This is a genomic window from Burkholderia sp. PAMC 26561, from assembly GCF_001557535.2.
Classification (GTDB): domain Bacteria; phylum Pseudomonadota; class Gammaproteobacteria; order Burkholderiales; family Burkholderiaceae; genus Caballeronia.
Genome location: NZ_CP014315.1, coordinates 1,013,615 through 1,038,630, shown reverse-complemented (window position 1 = coordinate 1,038,630; position 25,016 = coordinate 1,013,615). Strand labels below are relative to the sequence as shown.

21 protein-coding genes and 1 pseudogene are annotated in these 25,016 nt (G+C 60.5%); 15 read left to right on the top strand and 7 right to left on the bottom strand.

The window, feature by feature from the left end; translation table 11 throughout:
• Positions 1-19: 19 nt before the first annotated feature.
• The 5 genes and pseudogenes from bla to AXG89_RS39290 all read left to right on the top strand — a co-directional run bounded on the left by bla (position 20) and on the right by AXG89_RS39290 (position 5,588).
• Positions 20-925 carry a class A beta-lactamase gene (gene bla / locus AXG89_RS39310; RefSeq protein WP_075358398.1) on the top strand — a complete coding sequence of 302 codons (906 nt, stop codon included), beginning with the start codon at positions 20-22 and terminating at the stop codon, positions 923-925.
• Positions 926-949: 24 nt separating this feature from the next.
• A complete protein-coding gene (locus AXG89_RS39305) occupies positions 950-1,450 on the top strand; it encodes a lysozyme inhibitor LprI family protein (protein ID WP_162916239.1) in 501 nt (166 codons plus the stop codon).
• A 203-nt stretch (positions 1,451-1,653) separates the two neighbouring features.
• Positions 1,654-3,560: pseudogene (locus AXG89_RS39300) on the top strand (putative bifunctional diguanylate cyclase/phosphodiesterase).
• A 100-nt stretch (positions 3,561-3,660) separates the two neighbouring features.
• Entirely contained in the window at positions 3,661-4,452 is a 792-nt protein-coding gene (locus AXG89_RS39295; protein ID WP_075358396.1) for a DeoR/GlpR family DNA-binding transcription regulator, read from the top strand.
• Positions 4,449-5,588 (top strand): MFS transporter, encoded by a 1,140-nt coding sequence (locus tag AXG89_RS39290; RefSeq protein WP_075358395.1) that lies wholly within the window; start codon positions 4,449-4,451, stop codon positions 5,586-5,588. The genes AXG89_RS39295 and AXG89_RS39290 overlap by 4 nt, the downstream gene beginning before the upstream one ends.
• Positions 5,589-5,620: 32 nt before the next feature.
• Here the strand turns inward: AXG89_RS39290 and AXG89_RS39285 are convergent, their stop codons facing one another.
• Complete coding sequence (locus AXG89_RS39285) at positions 5,621-6,493, bottom strand: LysR family transcriptional regulator (RefSeq protein WP_062002040.1); 873 nt, start codon at positions 6,491-6,493, stop codon at positions 5,621-5,623.
• 258 nt (positions 6,494-6,751) lie between these two features.
• Here AXG89_RS39285 and AXG89_RS39280 point away from each other — a divergent pair, with 258 nt between their 5' ends.
• The 5 genes from AXG89_RS39280 (at position 6,752) to AXG89_RS39260 (ending at position 12,787) form a co-directional block, all read left to right on the top strand.
• Positions 6,752-7,726, top strand: coding sequence for a sugar ABC transporter substrate-binding protein (locus AXG89_RS39280; RefSeq protein ID WP_062002041.1), 975 nt, complete (start codon positions 6,752-6,754; stop codon positions 7,724-7,726).
• 145 nt (positions 7,727-7,871) lie between these two features.
• Positions 7,872-9,494, top strand: a complete 1,623-nt coding sequence (locus AXG89_RS39275) for a sugar ABC transporter ATP-binding protein (protein ID WP_075358394.1) — start codon at positions 7,872-7,874, stop codon at positions 9,492-9,494.
• 1 nt (position 9,495) lies between these two features.
• Positions 9,496-10,497: an ABC transporter permease gene (locus AXG89_RS39270; RefSeq protein WP_062002043.1), complete on the top strand. Its 1,002-nt coding sequence runs from the start codon at positions 9,496-9,498 to the stop codon at positions 10,495-10,497.
• Between the two features lie 124 nt (positions 10,498-10,621).
• Positions 10,622-11,554 (top strand): ribokinase, encoded by a 933-nt coding sequence (gene rbsK, locus AXG89_RS39265; RefSeq protein WP_075358464.1) that lies wholly within the window; start codon positions 10,622-10,624, stop codon positions 11,552-11,554.
• Between the two features lie 153 nt (positions 11,555-11,707).
• The gene (locus AXG89_RS39260; protein ID WP_236873628.1) at positions 11,708-12,787 is read left to right on the top strand and encodes a nucleoside hydrolase; all 1,080 of its coding nucleotides are present in this window, start codon (positions 11,708-11,710) and stop codon (positions 12,785-12,787) included.
• Positions 12,788-12,818: 31 nt separating this feature from the next.
• Here AXG89_RS39260 and AXG89_RS39255 read toward each other — a convergent pair whose 3' ends face one another.
• Complete coding sequence (locus AXG89_RS39255; protein WP_083637871.1) at positions 12,819-13,952, bottom strand: acyltransferase family protein; 1,134 nt, start codon at positions 13,950-13,952, stop codon at positions 12,819-12,821.
• Positions 13,953-14,078: 126 nt separating this feature from the next.
• A complete protein-coding gene (locus tag AXG89_RS39250) occupies positions 14,079-14,504 on the bottom strand; it encodes a VOC family protein (protein WP_062002046.1) in 426 nt (141 codons plus the stop codon).
• 112 nt (positions 14,505-14,616) lie between these two features.
• On the opposite strand from AXG89_RS39250, the gene AXG89_RS39245 reads away from it, so the two are divergent.
• Together AXG89_RS39245 and AXG89_RS39240 are read left to right on the top strand one after the other, a co-directional pair.
• Positions 14,617-15,570 (top strand): LysR family transcriptional regulator, encoded by a 954-nt coding sequence (locus AXG89_RS39245; RefSeq protein ID WP_075358391.1) that lies wholly within the window; start codon positions 14,617-14,619, stop codon positions 15,568-15,570.
• 144 nt (positions 15,571-15,714) lie between these two features.
• Entirely contained in the window at positions 15,715-16,914 is a 1,200-nt protein-coding gene (locus AXG89_RS39240; protein WP_075358390.1) for a cytochrome P450, read from the top strand.
• Positions 16,915-16,980: 66 nt separating this feature from the next.
• On the opposite strand, the gene AXG89_RS39235 is transcribed toward AXG89_RS39240, so the two are convergent.
• From AXG89_RS39235 to AXG89_RS39220, 4 genes are all read right to left on the bottom strand, one after another.
• A complete protein-coding gene (locus tag AXG89_RS39235; RefSeq protein ID WP_119024825.1) occupies positions 16,981-17,445 on the bottom strand; it encodes a hypothetical protein in 465 nt (154 codons plus the stop codon).
• A 147-nt stretch (positions 17,446-17,592) separates the two neighbouring features.
• A complete protein-coding gene (locus AXG89_RS39230; protein ID WP_075358388.1) occupies positions 17,593-18,945 on the bottom strand; it encodes a class-II fumarase/aspartase family protein in 1,353 nt (450 codons plus the stop codon).
• 11 nt (positions 18,946-18,956) lie between these two features.
• Positions 18,957-20,132: a mandelate racemase/muconate lactonizing enzyme family protein gene (locus tag AXG89_RS39225; protein WP_075358387.1), complete on the bottom strand. Its 1,176-nt coding sequence runs from the start codon at positions 20,130-20,132 to the stop codon at positions 18,957-18,959.
• A gap of 21 nt (positions 20,133-20,153) precedes the next feature.
• Positions 20,154-21,494 carry a cation:dicarboxylate symporter family transporter gene (locus AXG89_RS39220; protein WP_075358463.1) on the bottom strand — a complete coding sequence of 447 codons (1,341 nt, stop codon included), beginning with the start codon at positions 21,492-21,494 and terminating at the stop codon, positions 20,154-20,156.
• A 259-nt stretch (positions 21,495-21,753) separates the two neighbouring features.
• Between AXG89_RS39220 and AXG89_RS39215 the strand changes: the two genes are divergently transcribed.
• From AXG89_RS39215 to AXG89_RS39205, 3 genes are all read left to right on the top strand, one after another.
• Positions 21,754-22,479, top strand: a complete 726-nt coding sequence (locus tag AXG89_RS39215) for a GntR family transcriptional regulator (protein ID WP_075358386.1) — start codon at positions 21,754-21,756, stop codon at positions 22,477-22,479.
• A gap of 387 nt (positions 22,480-22,866) precedes the next feature.
• Positions 22,867-23,325: a hypothetical protein gene (locus AXG89_RS39210; protein WP_075358385.1), complete on the top strand. Its 459-nt coding sequence runs from the start codon at positions 22,867-22,869 to the stop codon at positions 23,323-23,325.
• Positions 23,326-23,538: 213 nt separating this feature from the next.
• Complete coding sequence (locus AXG89_RS39205; RefSeq protein WP_075358384.1) at positions 23,539-24,855, top strand: chloride channel protein; 1,317 nt, start codon at positions 23,539-23,541, stop codon at positions 24,853-24,855.
• The last annotated feature ends 161 nt before the right edge of the window (positions 24,856-25,016 follow it).

The following is a 25,016-nucleotide window of genomic DNA, read 5'->3' as shown; positions in this document are numbered from 1 at the left end:
GGTCACGAATGGAGGATCAATGGTTACACGGCGGATATTCACGGGCGCTCTTGCGGGCGCGTCCCTAGCTGGTGTTGTGGCGGCATCGTTTGGAGAATGGGCGATGGCCGCAGATAGCAATGGCGCCGGTCTAGCGGACAAGATAAGCAAACGGCTCGCGCGGATCGAAGCGAGCACCAGTGGCCGGCTCGGTGTCTCGGTCCTGGACACGGGTTCAGGCGCCCACGCCGGACTGCGCGCCGACGAAGCGTTTCCCATGTGCAGCACCTTCAAGTTCCTCGCCGCCGGTTTCGTACTGGCGCGCGTGGACAAGGGCGAGGAAGACCTGAGGCGGAAGATCGTCTATTCGAAGAGCGATCTGGTCGATTACTCGCCCGTCACGCAACATCACGCCGACAGCGCGGGCTTGAGTGTCGCCGCGCTCTGCGAAGCTGCGATCACCCTCAGCGACAACACCGCCGCCAACCTGCTGCTCGCGAGCTTCGGCGGACCGGCCGCGCTGACTGCGTTTGTGCGGACCTTGGGCGACACGCAAACGCGCCTCGACCGCAACGAACCGACGCTCAACGAAAGCACGCCTGGCGATCCGCGCGATACCACCACGCCCAACGCCATGCTCGCCAATATGCGCACGCTGCTGCTGACGGACCGGTTATCGGTGAGTTCATGCGCCCAGTTGCGGGACTGGCTGATCGCGAACAAGACCGGCGCGAAGCGCATTCGCGAGAAGCTGCCGAAGGACTGGCGCGTCGGCGATAAAACCGGCACAGGGTCGCACGGCTCGACCAATGACATTGCGATCATCTGGCCGCCCAAACGCGCGCCGCTGCTCGTCACGGCTTATCTGACACAAACGAGCGCGCAAACCGCTCGCAGGGAAGCGGCGATTGCGGATATTGGCGGACTGGTTGTGTCGTCGTTTTAAGACCGACATGAAATGCACGGCACAATGGCGATCCTTCATGTCAACAGACCCGCTTCGATGATCAACAAGCTCTCTCATGAACCCGGCCGATGGATCGCCCCGCTGCTCCTGGTTTCGTGCCTCTGCGCGGCAACAGCAACATCGGCTTTCGCCGCGTCCGCAGAACCCAGGGACAAGACATCCGACGCGCTGGACGCGTGCCTGAACAATCCGAAGACCATCTCGACCGCGGACATGTCGGATTGTTATTCGGTCGCCTACAAGGCGTTTGATCATCGATTGAACGTTGCGTATCAGCGCTTGCTGAAGACGCTTCCGGCCGTGCCCGCACAAAAGCTGAAGGCATCGCAGCGGACCTGGCTGACTTTCCGCGATGCCGAACTGGCGACGCAATCGGCAATTTTCGCAACGCGCCAGGGCACGATGTACGTCCCGATGCAGGAAGACGAAGGCATGTCCCTCACGCGCGACCGCGCATTGAGACTGGAGTCCTATCTGGGCGTGATGTCGGTCGGAGAGCCGTGACGTAACCGCAAATCGGCTGTTCATCAACGGCCGTTTTGCCGTTTGCAAGCCGCCATGATCTGTTTCTTCTTCGCAGCCAACCACGCCTTGCATATACGTCAGGATAGATTTATCTCAGCGAAACGCGCAATTCACGTGATAATTCGCAACAGAAAAAGCCAGTCGCGCCGATAACCATATAACCACCATACATTGCGCACTCCATGGCGTTCAGCGAACCGCAGTCGCCATTTTTCAAATGGCTCGTAGGATCCGCTCAAGACCTGAGCGCCGACAACCGGCAAGTCCTGCTCTCGAATCTTTTCACCAGGACAACGTCGATTGTCATGGCATCGATTTGCGAGCTCAGCGTTTGTCTGACGGCGTTATATCTCTACCCGGGCGCGGGCTACCTGGCCTGGACGCTGGCCGTGCTCGTGGTTCTGGCCGCGCGGCTGTTGCTGATCGCCGTTTGCTGCAGGCGCAGCGAGCGCAACGAACCTACCCCTACGTCGCTTTTCCTTGTCGCCAGCATTGTGTGGAGCGCGCTCCTCGGACTCGGCGCGCTGCTTTGCAACATCAGCGGCGACCAGACGCTCTTTCTGTTGGGCAACGTCTGCGCGGTCGGCGTGGTCGGTGGACTGGCCGGGCGCAATGCCGGCACGCCGCGGCTCGTGATGATCCAGATATCCGTCATCTTTGCGCTGCTCGGCCTGGGCGCGGCAATGTCGCCCGGATCGGGAAAGATCGTGCTGCTGTTCCAGGCGCCGTTCTGTGCCGCAGGATTTTTCACGGTCGCACTGCGCAGCAACAAGGACACGGTCGCCATGCTGCGGGCGCAGGAAACCAGCAACCGTCTTGCGCGCCACGACAGCCTGACGGGTCTTCCCAACCGTGCGCGCATCAGCGAGTTGCTGCTCAATCGTACCGATGCCGAACCCGCGCTGCGCCCCGGATCGTTTGCCGTATTGCTTATCGATCTGGACGGTTTCAAGGCGATCAACGACAGCCTCGGCCACGCCGCCGGCGATCTCGTGCTGCAGGAATCGGCGAGACGTTTGCGGGCGGTGCTACGCCAGGGCGATATTGTCGGACGTCTGGCGGGAGACGAGTTCGTCGCCATATCGAACGATGCGTCTCTCAGCGAAGAGGTCCGCCTGCTCGCCGACCAGATTGTAAAGACGCTCGCCCGGCCGTTCGTGCTCAATGACGCGCTCGTGCGCATTGGCGCCAGCGTCGGCATTTCGCAGTACCCCGAGCATGGCGACACCGGACCGCAGTTGCTGATCTGCGCGGACCGCGCGCTTTATGCCGTCAAGCGCAGCGGCAAAAGCGCGTTTGCAGTTTTCGATGCCCAGGCGCACGCCTCCGATGACAGCCTGAGTCTCTTGCGCAGCGATCTCGAAGGCGCGCTCCAGGCTTTCGGCAGTGGCTTGCGCATGGAATATCAGGCGATCGTCAATCTCGCGAGCGGTGTCACGACTGGCCGCGAAGCCCTCGTCCGATGGACCCATCCCACGCGCGGCGAGTTGCCGCCCACCACGTTCGTGCCTATTGCCGAACGCACGGGGCTGATCCTGCCGCTCGGCGAATGGGTGCTGCGGCGCTCATGCGAGGAAGCGGCCGGATGGCGCGAACCGGTGGTCGTCGCGGTGAACGTGTCGCCGGTCCAGTTGCGCGAGGAGACGTTCGCGGACCTCGTGGCATCGGTGCTTCGCGAATACGATATGGCGCCCTCGCGTTTGAATATCGAGGTGACGGAAACCGTGCTGATGAGCGACGACGGCCCGACGCGCCGCAACGTGGAACGGCTTCGTGCAATGGGTATCGGCCTGGCGCTCGATGATTTCGGCACGGGGTTTTCGACGCTATCGAACTTGTGCCGCTTTTCCTTCGATACGCTCAAGATCGATAGCTCGTTCGTACGGGAATCAGTGCATCGGAGGGAATCGGCGGCGGTCGTGCGCGGGATCGTGGCGCTCGCGAGGGAACTCGGGATTCCGACGACGGCGGAAGGGATCGAGACCGATGAGCAGCTTGCGTTCGTGCGGGGTTGCGGATGCACGAGTGCGCAGGGGTTTTTCTAGGGCGGCCGGAACGGGGGGAAAGGATTGCAGGAGTAACCGTTTAATTCCGCACCCGTTTTCAAGGCCGTCAAAAAATTTGCCCTCTATTGCTCGTTTACGCTACATTACGCTCATTCTTGATCGATTTGAGACAACGAGCAACCAATGCAGAGAACCCGCCGCGACGCCACCGACGCCCTCCTCCCCGACGAACGTGCCGAGCTGATACTCGAACGCCTGCGCTCACGCGGCCGCGTCCTGGCCGCAGACCTCGCAGCAGAATTCAGCACATCCGAGCACACCATCCGCCGCCACCTGCGCGACCTCGCCGATGCCGGCCACTGCAAGCGCGTCTATGGCGGCGCACTGCTGATATCGCCGGCATCGACTGCCGGTTCAACGCGTCTGCGCGAAGCCGGCGATCGCAAGGCAGTGCTCGCGGCATTGGCGGCGAGCATCGTCCGGCCGGGGCAGATCATCTTGCTCGACGCCGGCTCGACCAACGTCGCGATCGCCGCTGCGTTGCCCGATAACGCGGATCTCACAGTCGTGACGAACTCCCCCGATGCCTGTTCGCGGCTGATGGATCGTCCTGGTATCGATGTAATCCTGGTTGGTGGGCGCATGAGTCCGCGCGGCGCCGGAGCGGTCGGTGCCACCGCGTTGCTGCAGGTCCAGCAAATCAGGGCGGACCTGTGCTTTCTGGGCGCGTGCGCGATCGATACCACTGAAGGCGTCGCCGCATTCGATGCTGAGGATGCCGAACTGAAACGTGCAATGGTAAAAGCGAGTGGGCTAGTCGCCATAGCAATGACATCGGAGAAATTGATGACTGCAGCACCTTATTTTGTAGCGCCTGCGTCGGGCATCGACCACCTGATACTGGAAGCGGATGTCCCCGCCGAACGCCTTGGTGCATTTGAAAACCTTTGCGGCAACGTGATGGTGGCGCGATGAAACCCGTCTCCGAACGTATCGCCACAACCGCCATATTTCTCGCCAACGGACTTGGGATCGGCGCGTGGGCCGTCGAGGTTCCGCGCATCAAGGAGACCTTGTCCCTGAGCGACACCGCGCTGGGACTGGCACTATTCGCATTCGCCCTGGGCGCGATCGTCGCCATGCCGCTCGCCGGCCGCCTCGCTCCGCGTTTTGGCAGCGGACGCGTCACGGCGTTCCTCGGCCTTGCGTTCGTGATCGCACTGCCCTTGCCCGCCTTCGTACCCGACTTCGCGGTCCTCTGCGCGGTGCTCTTTGTCCTGGGCGCGGCAAACGGCGCACTGGATGTATCAATGAACGGACACGCCAGCGCCATTGAAGGCGAATGGCACGCGCCGATCATGTCGTCGTTTCACGCGGCGTGGAGCGTGGGCGGTTTGCTCGGTGCGGCATCGGGCGCCGCGCTCCAGGTGAACGGCATCGGCACGATGGGCGGCCTTCTGATTCCCGATGCAGTCATCGCCATGCTTGTCCTTGCCGCCGCCGTTTTTGCGCTAAGGGATATTGGACCGCGGGTGCAGACAGCGGCGAGCGGATTCGTGCTGCCTAGCGGCGCGGTGATGAAACTCGCCGGCCTCGCGTTTCTCTGCATGCTGGTCGAAGGAGCGGTTGCCGACTGGAGCGCGGTGTTCCTGCGCTCCGCACTCGATACACAAGCGAGCGCCGCGGCGTTGGGTTATTCATCGTTTGCTTTTGCGATGGCAGCGTGTCGCGTTGTCGGCGATGTCTCCGTGCGCCGGCTCGGATCGAGTGCAGTGGTTGCAATCGGTGGCCTGATCGCAGCGCTTGGGCTTGCCCTGGTGCTTGGATACCCGAACGTGGTCACCGCTTGCGTGGGCTTTGCGCTGGTAGGTATTGGACTGGCGAACATCGTCCCGGTCATTTTCAGCGCAGCCGGACGATCGACATCGACGCCCGCAGTCGGGGTCTCGATGGCGGCAACCGCGGGTTACGCCGGGTTCCTGGTCGGTCCGCCGATGATTGGATTTGCAGCGGGGTTCCTTGGCCTTCGGCTTGCGCTGTTTGCGCTCGTTATAGCCACGCTCGTTGTTTGCCTGCTAGGCGGTAAAGCGGTCAGGAGCGCAGCCGCCTAGCCCTTGACGACTAGTGCGTCAGGCCGAGGAATTCAGCGAAAAATATCCGCGACAAGATTCGATACCGCACGTATGCGCTCGCTTCCTCGAAGCGCCGGATGCAGCACCATCCATACGTCCTGATCAAGCTCGCGAATATGCGGTTCGACGCAAACGAGGTCACTGGTGGTGTCGCCCGCGAGTTGCGCGAGCACACCCAGGCCCGAGCCTCCAAGCACGCCGTCGAAGACGCCGAGGACATAGCTGCATCGAAGGCTCGGTTCCGGCGCGCCCGGCAAGGTCTTCAGCCACCGCGCCGCCGGATGATCGCCACGCCGCTCGTCGTATCCCACGAACGAGAGCTTGTTCCACTCGCGCCGTTTGATCGCCACCTTGTGACGCAGATAATAATCACGCGATGCGTACAAACCAAAGCGCACCTTGCCGATACGCCGGACATACAGGTCGCCTTCCTCCGGACATTCCGACCAGATGGCAATGTCCGCCTCACGACGCGCAAGGTTATAAGGGCGCTGCGACGTCAGCACTTCGATAGCCAGCCCCGGGAATCTTTCCTGGAAGGAGCCGAGCAGCTTCATCAGGATGTAGGACATCCATTCGACGGCGTTGATCCTGACCGTGCCCTCAAGACCATGAGAACCGGTGACGTCGCCGGCGCGCTCGATCTGATGCGCGAGGATTTCCATTTGCTCGGCCCATGTCAGGACCTGTTGCCCGAACACGGTCACCGTACAGCCGGAAGGCACGCGGTCAATCAGGGGTTCACCTAGTCTTCTTTCGAGTTCGGTCAGCCGGCGCGAGAGCGTCGCGGCGCTCAGATCGCACGCCAAAGCCGCAGCCCGCATGGTGCCTTCACGCGCGATGGCCAGCAAAATGCGCAGATCGTCCCAGTCGACGTGTTCCATATTCGAAACGCCCGCTTTCAATTTTAGAGGTAGCATATCGCTATTCGCGAGGATAGCATTAGACCTCGATAGACCACCCTCGCTTGAACTAAACAAGCACCGGGAGCGGTCTTTCAGATACTCCACGCCAGAGGAACCGTCATCAGGACTTTCCTTTCAGATTGATTAATTCGTCAATCTCGCGCGTTTCAACTACGCAATGACCAAACGACTCGCGGCTGCCACCCGGTAGACCGAAGAGCGGACTCCGGAGACTTTATGACCCGCAAGCACAATCAAGCTCGACGCCGCGTACTCGCCGCAACCGCGGTGTTTGCCGCCGCCTCGCTCTTGCCCGTTTCATCGGCATTCGCTCAAGCAGCCAAAAAACCCACCGTCGCACTCGTGATGAAGTCGCTCGCGAACGAGTTTTTCCTGACGATGGAAACCGGTGCCAAGGACTATCAAGCCCACAACACCGACAAGTTCACGCTGATCACGAACGGCATCAAGGACGAAACCGATACCGCCAATCAGATCCGGATTGTCGAGCAGATGATCGTGTCGAAAGTCGATGCCCTCGTGATCGCGCCGGCGGACTCGAAAGCGCTGGTTCCGGTGATCAAGAAAGCGGTCGACGCCGGGATCATCGTGGTGAACATCGACAACAAGCTTGACACCGACGTGCTCAAGTCAAAGAATCTGAACGTGCCGTTCGTGGGTCCGGACAACGCCAAGGGCGCGCGTCAGGTGGGTGAATACCTGGCCAAGCAGAAGCTCAAGTCGGGCGATGAAGTCGGCATCATCGAAGGCGTTTCGACCACCACGAATGCGCAGCAGCGCACGGCAGGTTTCAAGCAAGCCATGCAAGCTGCGGGCGTGAAGGTCGTTGCATTGCAATCGGGCGACTGGGAAATCGATAAAGGCAATGCGGTTGCATCGCAAATCCTGAACGCGAACCCGAATGTGAAAGCGCTGCTGTGCGGCAACGACAACATGGCGATCGGCGCGGTATCGGCCGTGCGCGCAGCGGGCAAGGCAGGCAAGGTGCAGGTCGTGGGTTACGACAACATCAACGCCATCAAGCCGATGCTTGCCGATGGCCGCGTGCTCGCCACAGCCGACCAATACGCTGCAAAACAAGCGGTATTCGGTATCGATACTGCGCTGAAGGCGCTGTCGACGCATCAGAAGCAGTCGGACTTGTCGAGCGTTGTCGAGACGCCTGTCGACCTGGTCACAGGCAAGAAGTAACGCTCGCGTCACGCTTCACGAGTCATCGCCATCATGGCGAGCCGCAGGACAAACGTGTGTCCTGCGGCACGACTCCACGCCTTAACTGTCCCGACGCACCGCGCTCCGGATTCACCATCAAACACCTTCCAGTCTTTCTAAAACGATGCCAAGTCCAATCGTCCCTTCCGCCGATGCGCCTCCGGTGCTGACCATACACGGCATTGGCAAGACTTATGTCGAGCCGGTGCTCATGGATGTGTCGCTGCATCTGCGTCCCGGCGAAGCGCTCGCGCTGACCGGCGAGAACGGCGCGGGCAAAAGCACGTTGTCGAAGATCATCAGCGGTCTCGCCACGCCGACCACCGGCTCCATGCAGCTTGCGGGCGCTGCGTACGCACCGGCAAGCCGTAGTGACGCCGAAGCGCTCGGCGTGCGCATGGTCATGCAGGAGCTGAACCTGCTGCCCACGCTGTCGGTCGCAGAAAACCTGTTCCTGAATCGCTTGCCTCAACGTGGCCTCGGCTGGATTGATCGCGCGAAGCTGCGTGAGGACGCACATCACGCCATGGCGCAGGTCGGTCTCGATGCAATCGATCCGGACACGCTCGTGGGCGAGCTGGGTATCGGTCATCAGCAGATGGTCGAGATCGCGCGCAACCTGATTGGCGATTGCCGCGTCCTGATCCTCGATGAACCCACCGCCATGCTGACAGCGCGTGAAGTCGACCTGTTGTTCGAGCAAGTCGACCGCCTGAAAGCGCGCGGTGTGGCGCTCGTGTATATCTCGCATCGGCTGGAAGAACTCGCGCGTGTGGCCGAACGTGCAGCGATCTTGCGCGACGGCCGACTCGTGCATGTTGACGCAATGCACAATCTGAGCAGCGACAAGATCGTCACGCTGATGGTCGGACGCGATATTGGCGAGCGCATCGATCTCGGCGAACGCCGTATCGGTACGACCGCGTTCAAGGTACAAGGCATGACGCGCGGCCACGCAGTGCGCGACGTATCGTTTGAAGTGAAGGCCGGCGAGATTTTTGGCATCAGCGGGCTGATCGGCGCGGGACGCACCGAACTCATGCGCCTGATCTATGGCGCGGATCGGGCGGATAGCGGCGAGGTTTTCGTTGCACGCCACGGCGGCACGCTCGCGAAAGTCAACGTCAAGTCGCCGTCCGATGCCGTGAACCAGGGTATCGCACTGATCACCGAAGACCGCAAGGGCGAAGGCCTGTTGCTGCCCCAACCTATCGCCGCGAATATCTCGCTTGGCAATATCGGCGCGGTATCCAGGCACGGCGTGGTCGACGCAAAACGCGAAAACGCACTGGCGCAAAAACAGATCACCGCGATGCGCATCCGTACATCGAGTGCGGCGCAGCCCGTGTCGGAACTCTCGGGCGGCAATCAGCAGAAGGTTGTGATCGGGCGCTGGCTCGCACGCGACTGCACGGTGCTGCTCTTCGACGAACCCACACGCGGTATCGACGTCGGGGCTAAGTTCGACATTTATGCATTGATGGGCGCGCAAGCCCGCGAAGGCCGCGCGCTGGTCGTGGTATCGAGCGATTTGCGCGAATTAATGCTCATTTGCGACCGCATCGGTGTAATGTCGGCGGGACGCATGACGGGCGTCTTCGAACGCGATAACTGGTCGCAGGATGCGCTGCTCGCGGCAGCGTTCGCGGGCTATGCCGGCCGCGATAAGATTCTCAGCGAACCTGCCGAGCCGGACACGCACGTACCAGACACAAGAAAGCCAGACGCACATATCACGGAGCACTAGGATGACAACTCAAACCACTACCCCGAAGACGCAGACGGAGCCGCCAAAAAGCGCAAAGCCGATCGGCACGCGGCTCGGGTTCTCGAATTACCTGGGCCTGCTCGGCGCGTTGATCGCGATGATCGCGCTGTTCTCCGTGCTGAGCTCGCACTTTCTCACCTACGATACCTTCAGCACGATCGCGAACCAGATTCCCGATCTCGTGGTGATGTCGGTGGGCATGACCTTCGTGCTGATCATTGCGGGCATCGACCTGTCGGTGGGATCGGTGCTTGCGCTCGGCGCTGCGCTGACCAGCGTCGCCGCGCTGCAATGGCACTGGCCTGCGCTGCCTGCCGCCCTGCTCGGCATGGCAGGCGCAACGCTGACCGGCTGCGTGACCGGCGCGGTGACGGTGGGCTGGCGCATTCCGTCGTTCATCGTGTCGCTCGGCGTGCTCGAAGCGGCGCGCGGTCTTGCCTACCAATTGACAAACTCGCGTACGGCCTACATTGGCGATGCGTTCGACTTCCTGTCCAATCCGATCGCTTTCGGCATTTCGCCGTCGTTCCTGATTGCGATCGCCGTGATGATCGTCGCGCAACTCGTGTTGACGCGCACCGTGTTCGGCCGATATCTGGTCGGGATCGGTACGAACGAAGAAGCGGTGCGGCTTGCAGGTGTCAATCCGCGGCCCTACAAGGTCATCGTGTTTGGGTTGATGGGACTGCTGTCCGGCCTGGCCGCCCTGTTCCAGATCTCGCGCCTCGAAGCCGCCGATCCTAACGCGGGATCGGGTATCGAACTGCAAGTGATCGCGGCGGTGGTTATCGGCGGAACGAGCTTGATGGGTGGCCGCGGTTCGGTCATCAGCACGTTCTTTGGCGTCCTGATCATTTCCGTGCTTGCCGCGGGTCTGGCGCAGATCGGCGCGAACGAACCGACCAAGCGGATCATCACCGGCGCGGTGATTGTCGTCGCTGTCGTGCTGGATACGTACCGCAGCAAGCGCCGCGTCATCTGAACCCGGCTTGATTAAAAAAACGCTTCGGTGAGCAAGCGCTGAACGCTTCATTATTACGGGCGTATGCGTGCAAATGTCAGGCGTCTCAAAGACGCCGCCACGCATACACCAGCAGGAGAAAGACATGTCCAAAGATACGAAACAAGGCCTGGTCCTGATTGTCGGCAGCATCAATACCGATCTGGTCGCACGCTCCCCTCACCTGCCACGTCCGGGCGAAACCATCGGCGGACACGAATTCTCCGAGCACTCCGGCGGCAAAGGCGGCAACCAGGCGGTCGCGGCCGCTCGCATCGGCGGACGCGTTGCGATGGCCGGTTGCGTTGGCGCCGATGGCAACGGCAAAGTCCGGCTTGCTGGGCTCGAAGTGGAAGGCATCGATTGCAGTGCGATCGAGATCGACCCGTCGCTGCCGACCGGTGTAGCCATGGTGACCGTAGCCGACGATGGCCAGAACACCATCGTGGTCGTGGCCGGCAGCAACGGGCAGGTGACGCCCGAGATGGTCAAGCGGCACGAAGCAGTCATCAAATCAGCCGACGTCGTGGTCTGCCAGCTCGAGATCCCCTGGGACTCGGTGTATGCAACGCTGGTGACGGCCAAGCGCTTCGGCAAGCTGACGGTGTTGAATCCGGCGCCCGCAACCGGCCCGCTGCCCGCCGACTGGCTGCCGCTCGTCGATTATCTGGTTCCGAACGAGGTCGAAGCCGCGATCCTTGCCGGCTTGCCGGTCGAATCGCAAAGCGGCGCACGGCGCGCGGCCAAGGAATTGCAGCGCGCGGGTGCTCGCAACGTGATCGTGACGCTGGGTTCGCAAGGTGCGTACTTGTTGCCCGAAGGCGGCGAAGGTACGCACTTCTCCGCGCCCAAGGTCGACGCAGTCGACACGACCGCCGCAGGCGATACCTTTATTGGCGTGTTCGCCGCGCAGCTTGCAGCGCGTCAGCCGCTGGAAGCTGCGATCGATCTTGCCCAGCGCGCCGCTGCCATTTCGGTAACGCGCGCAGGCGCGCAACCGTCGATCCCCACGCGCCAGGAAGTCGATAGCGCGGCCTGATTTTTTCCGGCTGTGGTCACAGCCGGAAGCGTCCCGCCTGCTTTCGCGGGCGGCCCACGCAAAGCTGCCGCATGGCGCCATGTTGCAGTCGTTGTTCGTTATCCACCAACTCGAATGGGAACAGCAATGCACTCAAGATCTATAGCAATCCTCATGAGCTCCATGGTCCTCGCCGCGTGCGGCGGCAGCGACAGCAATTCCAACTCGTCAGCCTTGGCCAATGCGCCCAAGGTCATCATGGATTCGGATTTCAACACCATGGGCGACGACGGCCAGCTTTTCGCCATGACCACGCAATTGATGGCGCAAGGCAAGGTCAACCTGCTGGGCCTGACGGTCGTCACGGGCAACGACTGGCTGCTTCAGGAACAGGCCGATGCACTCAAGGCAGTCGAACGCATGGGCGTGCAAAACACCGTAGGCGTGTACGCAGGCGCGGACTATCCGCTGCAGTACAACGTAGCGAGCATTCGCGCCCAACAGGCGGCAAATCCGAATGGTTACTTCGGCGCGTGGATGCGAGCGGAGCCCACTCAGGCTTCGCAGTTGGTCGCGCCACCGGACGGCTTCGCAACCAGCACGAAGCTGCAAGCGGAAAACGCGTCCGACTTCATGATCGATACGATCAAGAAGTATCCGAATCAAGTCACCATTCTCGAAGTGGGACCGCCGACCAATCTTGCGCTTGCATTGCAGAAGGCGCCGGAGATCGCGCCGTTGATCAAGCAGATCGTCTATATGGGTGGCGCGATGGCCGTAGCGGGCAACGCCAACGCGGTAGGCGAATTGAACTGGTGGTTCGATCCGCTCGCGGTGCGCACGGTATTGCAGACGACGATTCCGCAAACGGTGATTCCGCTGGATGTCACCAATACCGTTCCGCTCACGGAAAGCGTCTACGACCAGATCGCCAACAATCCGAGCAAGCAGACCGCCGTGACGAAGGCCTATGCAATCGCCAATGCAAACGCGTTCAGCACGAACACGGATATCTTCGATACCCTGACGATCGCTTATTTCACGGACCCGACTTACGCGACGCAGACGAAGAGCGCCTACCTCGACATCGATACAAGCAACGGCGAGACGCAAGGTCAGGTCAAGGTCTACCAGACCCCGACCACAGGCGCATCTCCGCAAAAGATCGCATACGTGACGCAGTTCGACAACAACCGGTTCTTCAGCCTTTACGTCGACCTGCTGACGCGTCCTGTTCCGGTGACGCTGCCCTGATCGACTGGAACCGAGTGGCCGCCTGACACCGCTATGCGTGTTCAGGCTGGCCTATCGCACGCGGCGAACGAGCGCGCTTATACGTGTTACGCAAATAAGCGCACAGCGGCTTTTCTATGGTCAGGAAACAAACAATCGATACAGCAGCCAGGCCAGCCAGAAACGCCGCGAATTGTGCAGGCGAAGTCGCGATGTTGGGGAACACCATCTTCGCGTATCTGAACATCGGTACGTGCAGTATGTAGAACGCGAAGCTCGCTTCGCCCAGCAAGACCATGGGCTTGCTGCCCAGCAGCCCGCTGAGCGGTCCCTTGGCGCATGCCAGGCAATAGAGCAGCAGTATGAAGGCGGGGAAAAGCAGCACCTTCGCACTCAGATGATTCGCTACGATGATCACGGTAATCGCCGCAAACAAAGCGCCGAGCGCGCCAAGATCAAAGCGCAGCGATTTCTCCTTTGTGCTGCTCAGGAAAAGTCGCGCAAGACAAATTCCCGCGATAAATTCTCCTATCCGCAGTATCGGCAAAAAATTGACCAGTTCTCGTGGCCAGAACTCGTTTTTCAACGAAGGCGGCAAGAATGAAAGCGCCATCGTCGGCATCACCGAACCCGCCCAGCATACGGCGATCATTGCCGAAAGCGCTGCAAGACGCCGGTTCTTTAGATAGGTGAAGAGGAACGGAAAAGCCGCGTAAAACACGGCCTCCGCGGACAGCGACCATCCCGGCGTATTCCATGCATTGGCTGTGTTGGTGGTCCACGCTTGCAGGAGCGTAAGCGACATGACGCCGTAAAACGCCAGCCGGACATAAGTGCCCGAACCGTGTCCATGCAGCGCGACGAGATTCGAATAGATCAGCGGCGCGAACACGATCCAGCCCAGCAAATAGATCGGATAAATTTTCGCGAACCGGGAAAAATAGAATTGCCGGATGGCAGGTCGTTCCGCACCGTTCACTTCAGGGTGCGTGTAGGTCAGGATGAATCCCGAAAGGATAAAGAACAGCTCCACGGGATCGCCCGCATTTTCATAAAAATGCAGGGTCGGGATTCCCGAGGTCGCGGCCACCCTATCCGACAAGTGGTACAGCGCAACACTCAATGCCGCGAGAAAGCGAACGCCGGTCAACGCGGGAATCAATGGCCTTCTTGCGACTGTTGTCATCGTTCCATAGGGTGCGCCGCGTGCCCCAGCCCGCTTGGCGACCCCATGGTGCCCGCTAAATAAATCGAAAATTAATGCGAAAACGCGGGTTTTGGCGAAAATAAAACGCGCTTGATACGCGAATGCTTATTTTGCGAACACCTGGCCCTGATCTTCAAACGCCTTGAATTCCAGCGCGTTTCCCCCGCATGGATCGAGGAAAAACATGGTGGCCTGTTCGCCGGGCAAACCCTGGAAACGGATCTGCGGTTCAATGATGAACTTGACGTCCTGCGCGCGAAGCCGCTCGGCCAGCGCCTTCCATTCGCGCATTGGCAAGATGGCGCCGAAATGGCGGACGGGCACGTCGTGGCCATCGACTTCGCTCGTTGACTTGTGGCCGGTCTCTTCCGGCGAAAGATGCGCGACGATCTGATGCCCGTAGAAATCGAAGTCTACCCAGCTCTCCGAGCTCCGCCCTTCGGGGCAGCCCAGCAATTCGCCGTAGAACTCCCGGGCCTTCGAGATACTGTTGACGGGGAATGCGAGGTGGAACAACGCGGTTGTGGTCATTGAACGCCTTGGGGGTGGTTATTCAGAACTTGAGCAATGTTGATGATGCTAAGATAAAGAATATCGAATGAGAAACGCATATTTTAAGGTCTAAGCATCAATTATTTTCATCATGCTGCGCTACCTCGCCACCTTCCTCACCGCCGCCGAAACAGGCTCGTTTTCCAGTGCCGGCGAACGGCTGGGCCTGACGCAATCGGCGGTCAGCATGCAGATCAAGCGGCTGGAATCAGATCTCGGGTGCCTGCTGTTCGAGCGCAGCGGGAAAGCGGTGCAATTGAGTGAACGTGGGCGGGCGCTCGTTAGTCACGCACGCGACCTGGTTGCGCGCTATGACGACATGAAGGCGGGCGCGGCGCCACAGGTATCGACAATCAATCTCGGCGCCATTTCCACCGTTCAATCCGGCCTGCTTCCCAAGGCCTTGGGAGGCTTTTTTGAGAGTTGCCCGGCGACGCAGATTCAGATCACTCCGGGCACGTCCATTCAATTGCTGGCGCAAGTCGACGCGGGCGAACTCGACATCGCGGCCATGATCAAGCCGAACTTCGGCATTCCCGCCAACCTTGTCTGGATTCCATTACTGGACGATGTCTACGTTGCCGTAGCGCCAAAGGCGGCCATGGGATCGCTAAGAGAGTGGGCGCTCGATCTGCCGTTTATTCGCTACGACCGACGCTCCTATGGCGGCGGCCTCGTCAATACGTTCTTGCGGCGACAAAAACTGATGGTGCGAGAGGGAATCGAACTCGATGAACCTGCGGTGATTGCGCAGATGGTTGCGGAAGGTTTGGGCTGGTCCGTCGTGCCGGGTGATTTGCTGATGCTCCGAGGTATGTCTTCAGTGCAGCGCCTGACGCTCCCGGGCCAGCCGGTAAGCCGCAAGCTCGGCCTGCTGGTGAGGAAAGCCGTGATGGAGCGGGCGACGACGCGAGCGCTTGTCGAGAACCTTCAGAACGAAGCGCGGATGCGCCGGTCCGATGCAGCAAAAATGGACGATGCACCTGTCGCGTCTCGTCAGGGCGTCACAGCGCGTCGGCCCAGAATAAAACGGGCTGACGCGTAGTCACAGCGGGTCCACGACAACGCTTGTTCAAGCATCTCGCCACGTTGGGCGGCGCGCGGTCTTCGCTTGCGTTGAAGGAATAAGTCCGTGTCACGGGTGTTATCAAGGGGGTACGCCTTCCCAACACTCTGACGAACGCCCCACATGAAATTCAGCGACCTGTCCTCCCCCGCTTTCTTCGAGAATCCTTACCCGTTCTACGAGCAGCTTCGCGCCGAAGGCGCGCTCGTTCCGCTTGCGCCCAACGTGGTGCTGACGGGCCGCTTCGCGATCATCGAAGCGCTGCTTCACGACCGGCGCATGGGCAAGACCTATATGCAGAGCGTTGCTGCACGATACGGCGAAAGTGGACGCGACCAGCCCGTGTTCCAGGCGCTCAGCCGCATGTTCCTGATGATGAATCCGCCCATGCACACGCGCCTGCGCAGCCTGTTGCTGAAAGCTTTCAACGCACGCCAGATCGACCTGCTGCGAGAGATCGCGCAAAGCACGGCGGATAATCTGGTCGCCGCGCTCAAGCCCGGTGTGGAATTCGATCTGGTCAGCGATTATCTGTTGCCGCTGCCCGTGAATATCATTTGCCGCCTGCTCGACGTACCCGTGCAAGACGGCGTGAGGCTGGGCTCAGCGGCGAGTCACCTGGGCAATGCGCTAGACAGCGCGCCCATGGACGCCGAGCGCCTCGCCGCGGCAAACGAAGCGACCCTCACCCTGCAGCGCTATTTCGCGGGCGTGGTCGAACAAAGGCGCTTGAAACCGGGCGGCGACCTCATCTCCGCACTGGTCCGTGCAGAGGAAGCAGGTGAATCCCTCAACGACGATGAAATCATATCGAACGTGTTGCTGCTTTTTGTGGCCGGGCACGAGACGACATCGAACATGCTGGGAAATGCGTTGATTGCGCTGCATCGTCAGCCGCAGCAGCTTGAGTTGCTGCAACGCGATCCATCGCTGGTTTCCAGGGCTGTCAGCGAATGCCTGCGCTTCGACAGTTCGGTGCAGATGATCGTGCGTACTGCGCTTGAAGACGTGGAAGTGGAAGGGGTAGCGCTTGCACGCGGCACCATCGTGTTCATGATGGTGGGTTCCGCCAATCGTGATCCCGGCCAGTACAGCGACCCTGATCGACTGGATATAGAGCGTCCGCTTCAAGGCAAGTTGCTGTCGTTCGCCGCGGGTATTCATCACTGTCTCGGCGCAAGACTCGCTACGCTCGAACTGGAAATTGGGCTGGGCACGCTTGTCTCTCGGCTGCCGGATTTGCGCATCCCCAATCTCGACGCGCTGCGATGGCGGCAACGCAATACCCTTCGCGGCGTGGAATTATTAAAGGCTCTTTACTAAAGAGAATGCGCTATTCCCCAATACAGGAAAATAGCGCATCGCAAGCGCCGAGAACATGGCACGTGCTCAACGATGTCCCGTTCCTCCATGTCCATACATATGACCGCCGCCGTGAAAACCACCGGCGTAACCACCGCGTACGTGATAGTGGTTCATCTGGTTGAAATGGCTGTATCGATGGACATGGTGGAAACGGTCAACAAAAATAAAGCCGACGCCCACACCGATAAACAAGGGTGGCCCCAAATACCACGGGTCCGCGTAAGGATAATCAGCTATCGGGTAGGTCAGCACGCTTCCGTCATCGCTCTGGACAATGCGCCACGTGCCATCGCTTTGCAGACATGCCCTTCCGACGATTTGCTGCATCGTGCCGTCTATCTCCGCCTGCCCGGCGATGGCGCGGCAGTTGGATTGCGCATCGGACGAAATCGAGTCGTCGTAACCTTGCGCAAAGAGCGGCGCCGACGCCGCAAAACCCGTGCACACGAATACAGCATGAACCATCCTGCGGCAAAACGCTTTACGCATGATCGTTGTCTCCAGCAATGATCCCGGCGGGTAACGCGCAGCTCCGCAAGCGCCTCGATGACGCTTTGGCGAATGCTGCTCGTGCCGGGCTTACATGGATCAAACGGGCGACCGCGCTTTATTATTCCGGACGTATCTCACACAACATTACACGCTTGTGGCATTGGCCACCGAACGGGCCATGATCGCCGCAGCGCCAAGGTAATTCGCCGGGTCCGTGAGTTCACGCAGGCGCGCTTCGCCGAATGCACCGCGTATCCCGGAGTCCTCCATCAGCACATCAAAAAGCGTGCGGTTGTTTTCAATCGCGATGCGGCACGCGTCGTACACCACGTCGTGCGCATGCTGCCGGCCAATGCTTGGCGCGAGGCCCATCATCACCGCTTCCGCCACGATCAAACCGCCCGTCAGGTCCAGGTTCTTTCGCATCTTCGCGGCATCGACCACCAGTCCACGCAACATGAAGTTCGCCTGATGCAAAGCGCTGGCGCAAAGCAGGAAACTTTCGGGTACCGCGCTCCATTCGAGATGCCACGGACCGGTTGCGCGTTCGAAGTCGTGCATCATGCCGTCAAGCATCAACGCGGCGCGTTCACGCAGCATCTTTGCGGCCGCGAACATCAACTCGCTGGATATGGGGTTGCGCTTTTGCGGCATGGTTGAACTTGCACCGCGTCCCGGCACGAAGGGTTCGGCCACTTCGCCGAATTCGGACGCGGCCATCATCATCACGTCGAGCGCGATCTTTCCGAGCGATCCACCAATGCTCGCGAGCAGCGATACCAGTTCGCACAAGCCATCGCGTGCGACATGCCAGGTGATCTCCGGATCGCGAAGATTCAATTCGGCCGCAAACAAGCGGCGGGTATCGAGCGCCCGCTCGGGATCGTTAAGCGATGCCAGCGTGCCCGCCGCGCCGCCGAACTGCACCATCAGCGCCCGCGGTTTTGCTTGCGCAAGACGCTCGGCGTGACGGTTCAATGCCGACAGCCATACCGCTGCGCGAAAGCCGAAGGTGACAGGCAGGGCATGTTGCAGATGCGTGCGGCCGGCCGTCACCGTTTCGGCATGCTCGTTCGCGAGATCGCGCAATGCGCCGCGCACTTCGCCGAGCTGACGTTCAATGATGGCCACGCCTTGCGCGCATTGCAGCATGGTCGCGGTGTCCATGATGTCCTGCGTGGTCGCGCCCCAATGCAGATAACCGCCCGCGTCACCGCACATTTCACTGACTTGCTTGACGAGCGGCAGGATCGGGTATCCGACGATCTCCGTTTCGTGGCGCAACGCTTCCAGATCAAGCCGTGAAAAGTCGGCGCGCGCAGTAATGTCTCGCGCGGCTTCTGCGGGAATCAGGCCGGCTCTGGCCTGCGCACGAGCAAGCGCCGTTTCAGCATCGATACAACGCGCAAGGTACGCGGTGTCCGAAAACACGTCGCGCATTTCCGGCGTGCCGAACATGTCGCGAAAGAGAGCGGAGTCGAATACGGTGGTAGACATCAGGGTTCCTTTTAATGGTCCAGGCGCGCGAGCCACGGTCGCAGCGCTTCTTTTTCTTCGAGTCCGAAGCCGGCTGCGTCAGTGGGGCGCACGAGTCCGCCGCCCACGCCGCAGCCCGCCGGATATCCGCCAAACGGCTGGAATACGCCGGGGTACGCTTCGCATCCGCCGAGCTCGAGCCCCACTGCAATGTGCAAGTTGATCAGGTGACCGCCATGCGGGAACGCTTCAGCGCGGTCAAATCCATGGCTCTCCATCACTTCGATCATGCGTGCGTATTCAGTCAGTCCATAAGCAAGCCCGGGATCCATCTGAAAGATGTCCTTGCCCTTTCGCATGCCGCCAAAACGCAGCAGGTTCCGCACGTCCGGCACGGAAAACAGATTCTCGCCAGTCGCGATACGTCCTTCATAGACCTGCGCAACTTGACTGTTCAATTCGTAGTCGAGCGGATCGCCGATCTCTTCGTACCAGCGCAAATCGTACGGCGCGATGGCCTTTGCATATGCGAGCGCCGTGTCGAGATCGAAGCGTCCGTTGGCATCGACTGCAAGACGTTGTCCCTCCCCCGCGACCGTCAATGCGGCCTCTATGCGAACCATGTCCTGAGCAAGCGTCGCACCGCCTATCTTCATCTTGAATGCATCGAAACCGAGTTCGCGATAACCGCGGAATTCATCGGCGAGACGCTGCGTGCTTTCTTCCGGGTAGTAGTAACCGCCCGCCGCGTACACATTCACGCCTTCACGCTTGCCTTGCCGCCCGAAATGCCGCGCGATGGTGACATACGCGGGTTCATCGGCGAGCTTGGCGTTCAAGTCCCACACCGCCAGTTCGATCGCACCGGCGGCCGCCGCGCGGTCACCGTGTCCTCCGGGCTTCTCGTTGCGGAGGATGGTTTGCAGGACCCTGGCGGCATCGAAGCGCTCGCCTGTGGCGTCGAGCAGGGACTCGGGCGCCGCAGCCGCTGCTGTCTTCAGGCGCGGGATCATCCGGTCGCGCAGGATGCCACCTTGCGCGTATCGGCCGATGGAATCGAATGCGTAGCCGGTGACCGGCCGGCCATTACGGATCACATCCGTTTCCAGCGCGACCAGCGACACGTCGTGCTCGGCGAAGCTGACGAGCGCATTCGCTACGTTTCCTTCCAGCGGGACGGAGATTTCCCTTATCGCGGTAATGCGCATGAATGTTTCCTCGATTTAGCTTCAGATAACCTTGCCGGCGCTCGATCCAAACACGCGCGTGTACTCGCTGCGCGCAGCGCTTTCATCGAATTCGCCCGTGGACTTTGCAACGACGAGCGTCGCCACGCTGTTGCCCATTGAGTTGCAGATCGAAACCGCTTGCGATGTGAACCGGTTGATCCCGAACAGGATGGGCAATCCTTCTATAGGCAAGAGGCCCGATGCGGTGACCGTCGCTGCAAACACGATGAACGTGCCGCCCGAAACGGTCGCCGCCCCCTTGGATGTCAGCAACATCAGCAACAGCAACCCGAACTGCTGGTGCAGGTCGAGCGGCACGCCATACGCATTCGCGAGGAACATCACGCATAGCGACATGTACACGGCCGTGCCGTCGAGATTGAACGCGTAACCTGTCGGCAAGACCAGTCCGACCGACTGGCGCGAACAACCGAGTTTCTCGAGTTTTTCGAAGAGCCGCGGCAATGCGCTTTCTGAAGAAGCCGTGGCGAATAACAAAAAGATCTCTTCCTTGAAGTAACGCAGGAAACGGAACACGTTGAAGCCGTACAGCCGCAACACGAGGCCGAGCACGACGACCACGAAAAACGCGAGCGACAGATACATCACGATCAGCAAATAGCCGAGCGAGATCACCGCGCTCATGCCGCTGCTGCCGATCGCAAACGCGATCGAACCGAATGCGCCGAGCGGGGCGAACTTCATGATCACATCGACGAACTTGAAAAAGCAGTCGGACATCCGCGATAACGCATGCTCAACGCTTGCGCGCTGCTCGGTGTTCAGCATGAGCACGGCGGCGCCAAAGCCAATGGAGATCACCAGGACTTGCAGCAGCGAACCGTTGGCAAACGCGCCGACGAAGTTGTCGGGGAAGAGCGTCAACAGGAAATGCTCGAACGACACGTGTGCAGCCTTGCCATACGTCTCGTGCGCGGCCGCTGCAGCTTCCGGGCTCTGCACGAGATGCATGCCCGCGCCGACACCGGAGAGATTCGCAATCACCATGCTGATGATGAGCGCGATGGTCGAGACAATCTCGAAGTAGATCAGTGCACGCAAACCGATCCGTCCGACGTTCTTCAGGTCGCCGGCCGCCGCAATGCCGAGCACGACGTTCAGAAACACGAGCGGCGCAACGATCATCTTGATGAGCCGCAGGAAGATATCGCCGAGGATTTTCATCTGCACGGCGAGATGCGGCGCGATAAAACCCAGCGCGAGACCAAGCACGATCCCCACGACAATCTGAAACCCCAGCCGCGCATAGAACGGCTGACGAGGTTTCGCGCTCGCGGCCTCACTGTCCGTGGGGTGCGACACATTCGTTTGAACAGCCATTTCGGTCTCCGTTTTTTCGTGAGGATCGTGGCGCTTGAACATATCCGGACGATCCGCTTATAAGTCCGTACATTTTCAATATGTACGGACTATATTGGCGTAAGTGGAAACACGTCAATTTCGGGTTTACGCGAATGACCGTCCGGATCTGTGCGTTCTCAACTGCGCTGCCTTGGCAACCCGCCGCGCACCAAGATACGATGTCGCGCTCGGCTTCCCCAGGCCATGCTTTGAACAATAGTAATTACAGGAAAGGTTTATGAAACCGCGCTATGTCGAACTGGCAGATCAATTGATCGAAGCGATCGGCAATGGGACGTTCGCGGTCGGCGCGGCGTTACCGAGTGAAATGGACCTCTCCGCGCAGTACGGCGTCAGCCGCGCGACCGTGCGCTCGGCGCTGCAGAAGGTGCAGGATCTCGGTCTCATCTCGCGACGCAAGCGCGCGGGTATTCGCGTCGAAGCTTCGAAGCCGCGCGTGGCGTTCGAACAGTCGATGTCGAATGTCGAAGACCTGATGCAGTTTGCGGTGCTTACTGAGCGGCACGTCCAGTCTATCGGCGAGATCTCGGCAAGTCCTTCGCTTGCCGCGCATATCGGTGTGGAAGTGGGCTCGCGATGGTTGCGCATCGAAATGTTGCGGGTCGACCCCGCCAAACCGGAGCAGCCGATCTGCTGGACCGAGGTCTATCTGGATCCGGTCGCCGGTGCTGCGATCAGGCGCGAGTTACGCAAGAACACCGGGTTGATCTGCGAGATGGTCGAGGAACGCTGTGGACGCGCGGTCCGCGAAGTGCGCCAGGAGATTCGTGCGGTCGGCGTGCCCGAAAGGGTTGCCGGAACGCTTGCCGTCGCGGCGGATTCGCACGCGCTCGAGATCGTGCGTCATTACGTCGATCAGCGCGAGTTGGTGTTCGAGGCGACCATCAGTGTATTTCCCGCCGACCGGTTCACCTACGCATTACGGCTGACGCGTCACGACTGAACACGCGACGCGACAACCCTGCGCCGGGATCGGAAGGTCTGAAACTTCCGCCGATACATCCCATCACCAGCACCGGCGCGGGAGGTCTTTGCCCGGGACCCTCTTCTCACCAAAAGCATGCGACGCAATCCATCCGCGGCATAGCGTTTGCTCAAAGACCGGACGCACCTGCATTGCACGGACGGGACATCTGATCGCTTCGGCGTCTGCTCTTGTCCCAAACGGTGTGCAAGCCGATAAGAACCAGACGCCGCGGTACAGGAAGAACCGGAAGTGGACGTGAGGATGACCGGGAGTGATCTTGCAGATGTCCTTCGGGCCGTTCTTTTTGAGCCTTTTAATAACAGAACCAATCTGCGGACAGGACACGTTCGCCAACAGGAAACCATGAACATCTTTTCAATTGTCCGCCGGGCATTCTGGTCCGGTTCAATGGCCGCGGCCCTGTCTGCTGTCGTCGTGTCGCGCGAGGCCGTCAATAATGGGTCGAGCGCGATCGCACCCATCAACGCGGTTGCGCATTGCATATGGCCCGGTGAAGCAATGCTCGACGAGCGGCCAAGTTTTCGCCTCACCGGCGCAGGCGTTTTTATCCACTGGGGAAGCGGCGTATTCTGGGGCCTGGCATTCGAGGTATTGCTCGGACGCAAGGCTTCGCCGGCACGCATCGTCGGGACCGCTGCAGCGACGGCTGCGCTTGCGTACGTAGTCGACTATCACGTCGTGCCGGAGCGCGTGACGCCCGGCTTTGAAGCGCATGTCCCGCAGCGCTCGTTCTTGCCGATCTATGCCGCGCTAGGCGCCGGCCTGGCGCTCGCTGCGTTTGTCGGACGATCGCGAGCCTGACTTGATCTGCCACTCGCGCTGGCGCCCGGCCATGATTGCGGCCCATGGACATCATGCGTTTGACACATCAATCGATACAACAAATGAATTTGACGACTTACTTCTGAGCCGGTAGATTCGGGTTCATGCTAATTGTTATTTTTCGATTAGTGCGGATGCAGCCGGCTTTGCAACTTTGCGGCGGCCGCATGTCTCGAATTCACGGCTCTTTCGATGCACGCTCCATCCTCCCGCCCTGCCCCGGCAATCCCGCTCTTCCGGCTTGCAACGGTCACCGTGCTCACCGGCATCGGCGCCGGACTGGGCGGCATGGCACTCGCCCTTCTGCTCCACCTCATCCAGCATCTGGCGTACGGATACAGCATCGCGCATCTGGTCGGACACGAAAGCTTCTATGAAGGCGTGGCCGCGGCATCGGCCGAGCGGCGCATTGCCGTGTTGCTTGCATGCGGCGCGATCGCGGGATTCGGCTGGCTCGTGGTGTACCGATACGGCCGGCCGCTCGTCAGCATCAAGAAGGCGATCACGTCCGGAGATCCGCTTATGCCGCCCGTGACCACCACCGCGCATGCGCTTTTGCAGATCGTTACCGTGGCGCTCGGCTCGCCGCTCGGACGTGAAGTCGCGCCGCGCGAGATCGGTTCGCTGATAGCAGGCTGGCTGTCGCATTACGCCGGCCTGAGCTTGGAACAAACGCGCCTGATGGTGGCTTGCGGCGCAGGCGCCGGGCTTGCCGCGGTCTATAACGTGCCGCTTGGCGGCGCGATCTTCGTGCTCGAAGTCCTGCTCCGTTCGTTCGAGTTGCGCGTGGTCATTCCCGCGCTGGCCTCGTCCGTCATTGCCGCCGTTGTCGCGTGGCTGGGACTGGGCGACGAGTCGCAATACATCGTCCCGCATTTCGCGCTGAGCGCGAATTTGGTCATATGGTCCATCGTGATGGGACCGGTGTTCGGCGTCGCTGCGTTCGCCTTCGTCCAGTTGACCGGCCGTGCACGCGCGGCCGCGCCGAAGGGATGGACGTTGCCCGTTTTATCGATAGCCAACTTTCTTGTCATCGGCCTGCTGGCAGTCTTGTTTCCGCAGATTCTCGGCAACGGCAAGACGCCCGCGCAACTGGGGTTCAGCAGTGAGCTGACCATCGGACTCGCTGCGACGCTGCTGTTGATCAAGGTGGCCATCACCACGAGCAGCCTGAGGGCAGGCGCTCAAGGCGGTCTGCTGACGCCGGGCATGTCCAACGGGGCGTTGCTCGCCATCGTGCTGGGCGGTGCATGGACGCTCATGTGGCCCGGCACCCCCATGGGCGCATTTGCGTTGGTGGGTGCGACGGCCTTCCTGGCTTCATCGATGAACATGCCGATCACCGCCCTCGTCCTCATGGTCGAATTCACGCGCATCGATCACGATTTCATCGTGCCGATGCTATGCGCTGTCGCCGGTTCGATCGCAGTCAACCGGCTGCTCGAAACGAAAATGAAAACGCGCGTGCACGCAGCGTCGACAGTTGAGGTCGAAGCCGAACGTGCCTGAATAGCTTTTAACCCGACAGTACTCGCCGCATACGCCGGCCCGCATGCTCATGTGGCCGGCGTTCTGTTTTTTGGCGTCTGTGCTTGAGCGACGTCACCAAATGTGCCTTTACATTTTCGAATCTGTTCATTAGCATTCGAATTCGAACATTATCGGTTCGA

Excerpts from the sequence above, each read along its gene's own strand:
- bla (WP_075358398.1), top strand. The coding sequence starts at position 20 with ATGGTTACACGGCGGATATTCACGGGCGCTCTTGCGGGCGCGTCCCTA.
- AXG89_RS39305 (WP_162916239.1), top strand. The coding sequence starts at position 950 with ATGGCGATCCTTCATGTCAACAGACCCGCTTCGATGATCAACAAGCTC.
- AXG89_RS39295 (WP_075358396.1), top strand. The coding sequence starts at position 3,661 with ATGCAGAGAACCCGCCGCGACGCCACCGACGCCCTCCTCCCCGACGAA.
- AXG89_RS39290 (WP_075358395.1), top strand. The coding sequence starts at position 4,449 with ATGAAACCCGTCTCCGAACGTATCGCCACAACCGCCATATTTCTCGCC.
- AXG89_RS39285 (WP_062002040.1), bottom strand. The coding sequence starts at position 6,493 with ATGGAACACGTCGACTGGGACGATCTGCGCATTTTGCTGGCCATCGCG.
- AXG89_RS39280 (WP_062002041.1), top strand. The coding sequence starts at position 6,752 with ATGACCCGCAAGCACAATCAAGCTCGACGCCGCGTACTCGCCGCAACC.
- AXG89_RS39275 (WP_075358394.1), top strand. The coding sequence starts at position 7,872 with ATGCCAAGTCCAATCGTCCCTTCCGCCGATGCGCCTCCGGTGCTGACC.
- AXG89_RS39270 (WP_062002043.1), top strand. The coding sequence starts at position 9,496 with ATGACAACTCAAACCACTACCCCGAAGACGCAGACGGAGCCGCCAAAA.
- rbsK (WP_075358464.1), top strand. The coding sequence starts at position 10,622 with ATGTCCAAAGATACGAAACAAGGCCTGGTCCTGATTGTCGGCAGCATC.
- AXG89_RS39260 (WP_236873628.1), top strand. The coding sequence starts at position 11,708 with ATGAGCTCCATGGTCCTCGCCGCGTGCGGCGGCAGCGACAGCAATTCC.
- AXG89_RS39255 (WP_083637871.1), bottom strand. The coding sequence starts at position 13,952 with ATGACAACAGTCGCAAGAAGGCCATTGATTCCCGCGTTGACCGGCGTT.
- AXG89_RS39250 (WP_062002046.1), bottom strand. The coding sequence starts at position 14,504 with ATGACCACAACCGCGTTGTTCCACCTCGCATTCCCCGTCAACAGTATC.
- AXG89_RS39245 (WP_075358391.1), top strand. The coding sequence starts at position 14,617 with ATGCTGCGCTACCTCGCCACCTTCCTCACCGCCGCCGAAACAGGCTCG.
- AXG89_RS39240 (WP_075358390.1), top strand. The coding sequence starts at position 15,715 with ATGAAATTCAGCGACCTGTCCTCCCCCGCTTTCTTCGAGAATCCTTAC.
- AXG89_RS39235 (WP_119024825.1), bottom strand. The coding sequence starts at position 17,445 with ATGCGTAAAGCGTTTTGCCGCAGGATGGTTCATGCTGTATTCGTGTGC.
- AXG89_RS39230 (WP_075358388.1), bottom strand. The coding sequence starts at position 18,945 with ATGTCTACCACCGTATTCGACTCCGCTCTCTTTCGCGACATGTTCGGC.
- AXG89_RS39225 (WP_075358387.1), bottom strand. The coding sequence starts at position 20,132 with ATGCGCATTACCGCGATAAGGGAAATCTCCGTCCCGCTGGAAGGAAAC.
- AXG89_RS39220 (WP_075358463.1), bottom strand. The coding sequence starts at position 21,494 with ATGGCTGTTCAAACGAATGTGTCGCACCCCACGGACAGTGAGGCCGCG.
- AXG89_RS39215 (WP_075358386.1), top strand. The coding sequence starts at position 21,754 with ATGAAACCGCGCTATGTCGAACTGGCAGATCAATTGATCGAAGCGATC.
- AXG89_RS39210 (WP_075358385.1), top strand. The coding sequence starts at position 22,867 with ATGAACATCTTTTCAATTGTCCGCCGGGCATTCTGGTCCGGTTCAATG.
- AXG89_RS39205 (WP_075358384.1), top strand. The coding sequence starts at position 23,539 with ATGCACGCTCCATCCTCCCGCCCTGCCCCGGCAATCCCGCTCTTCCGG.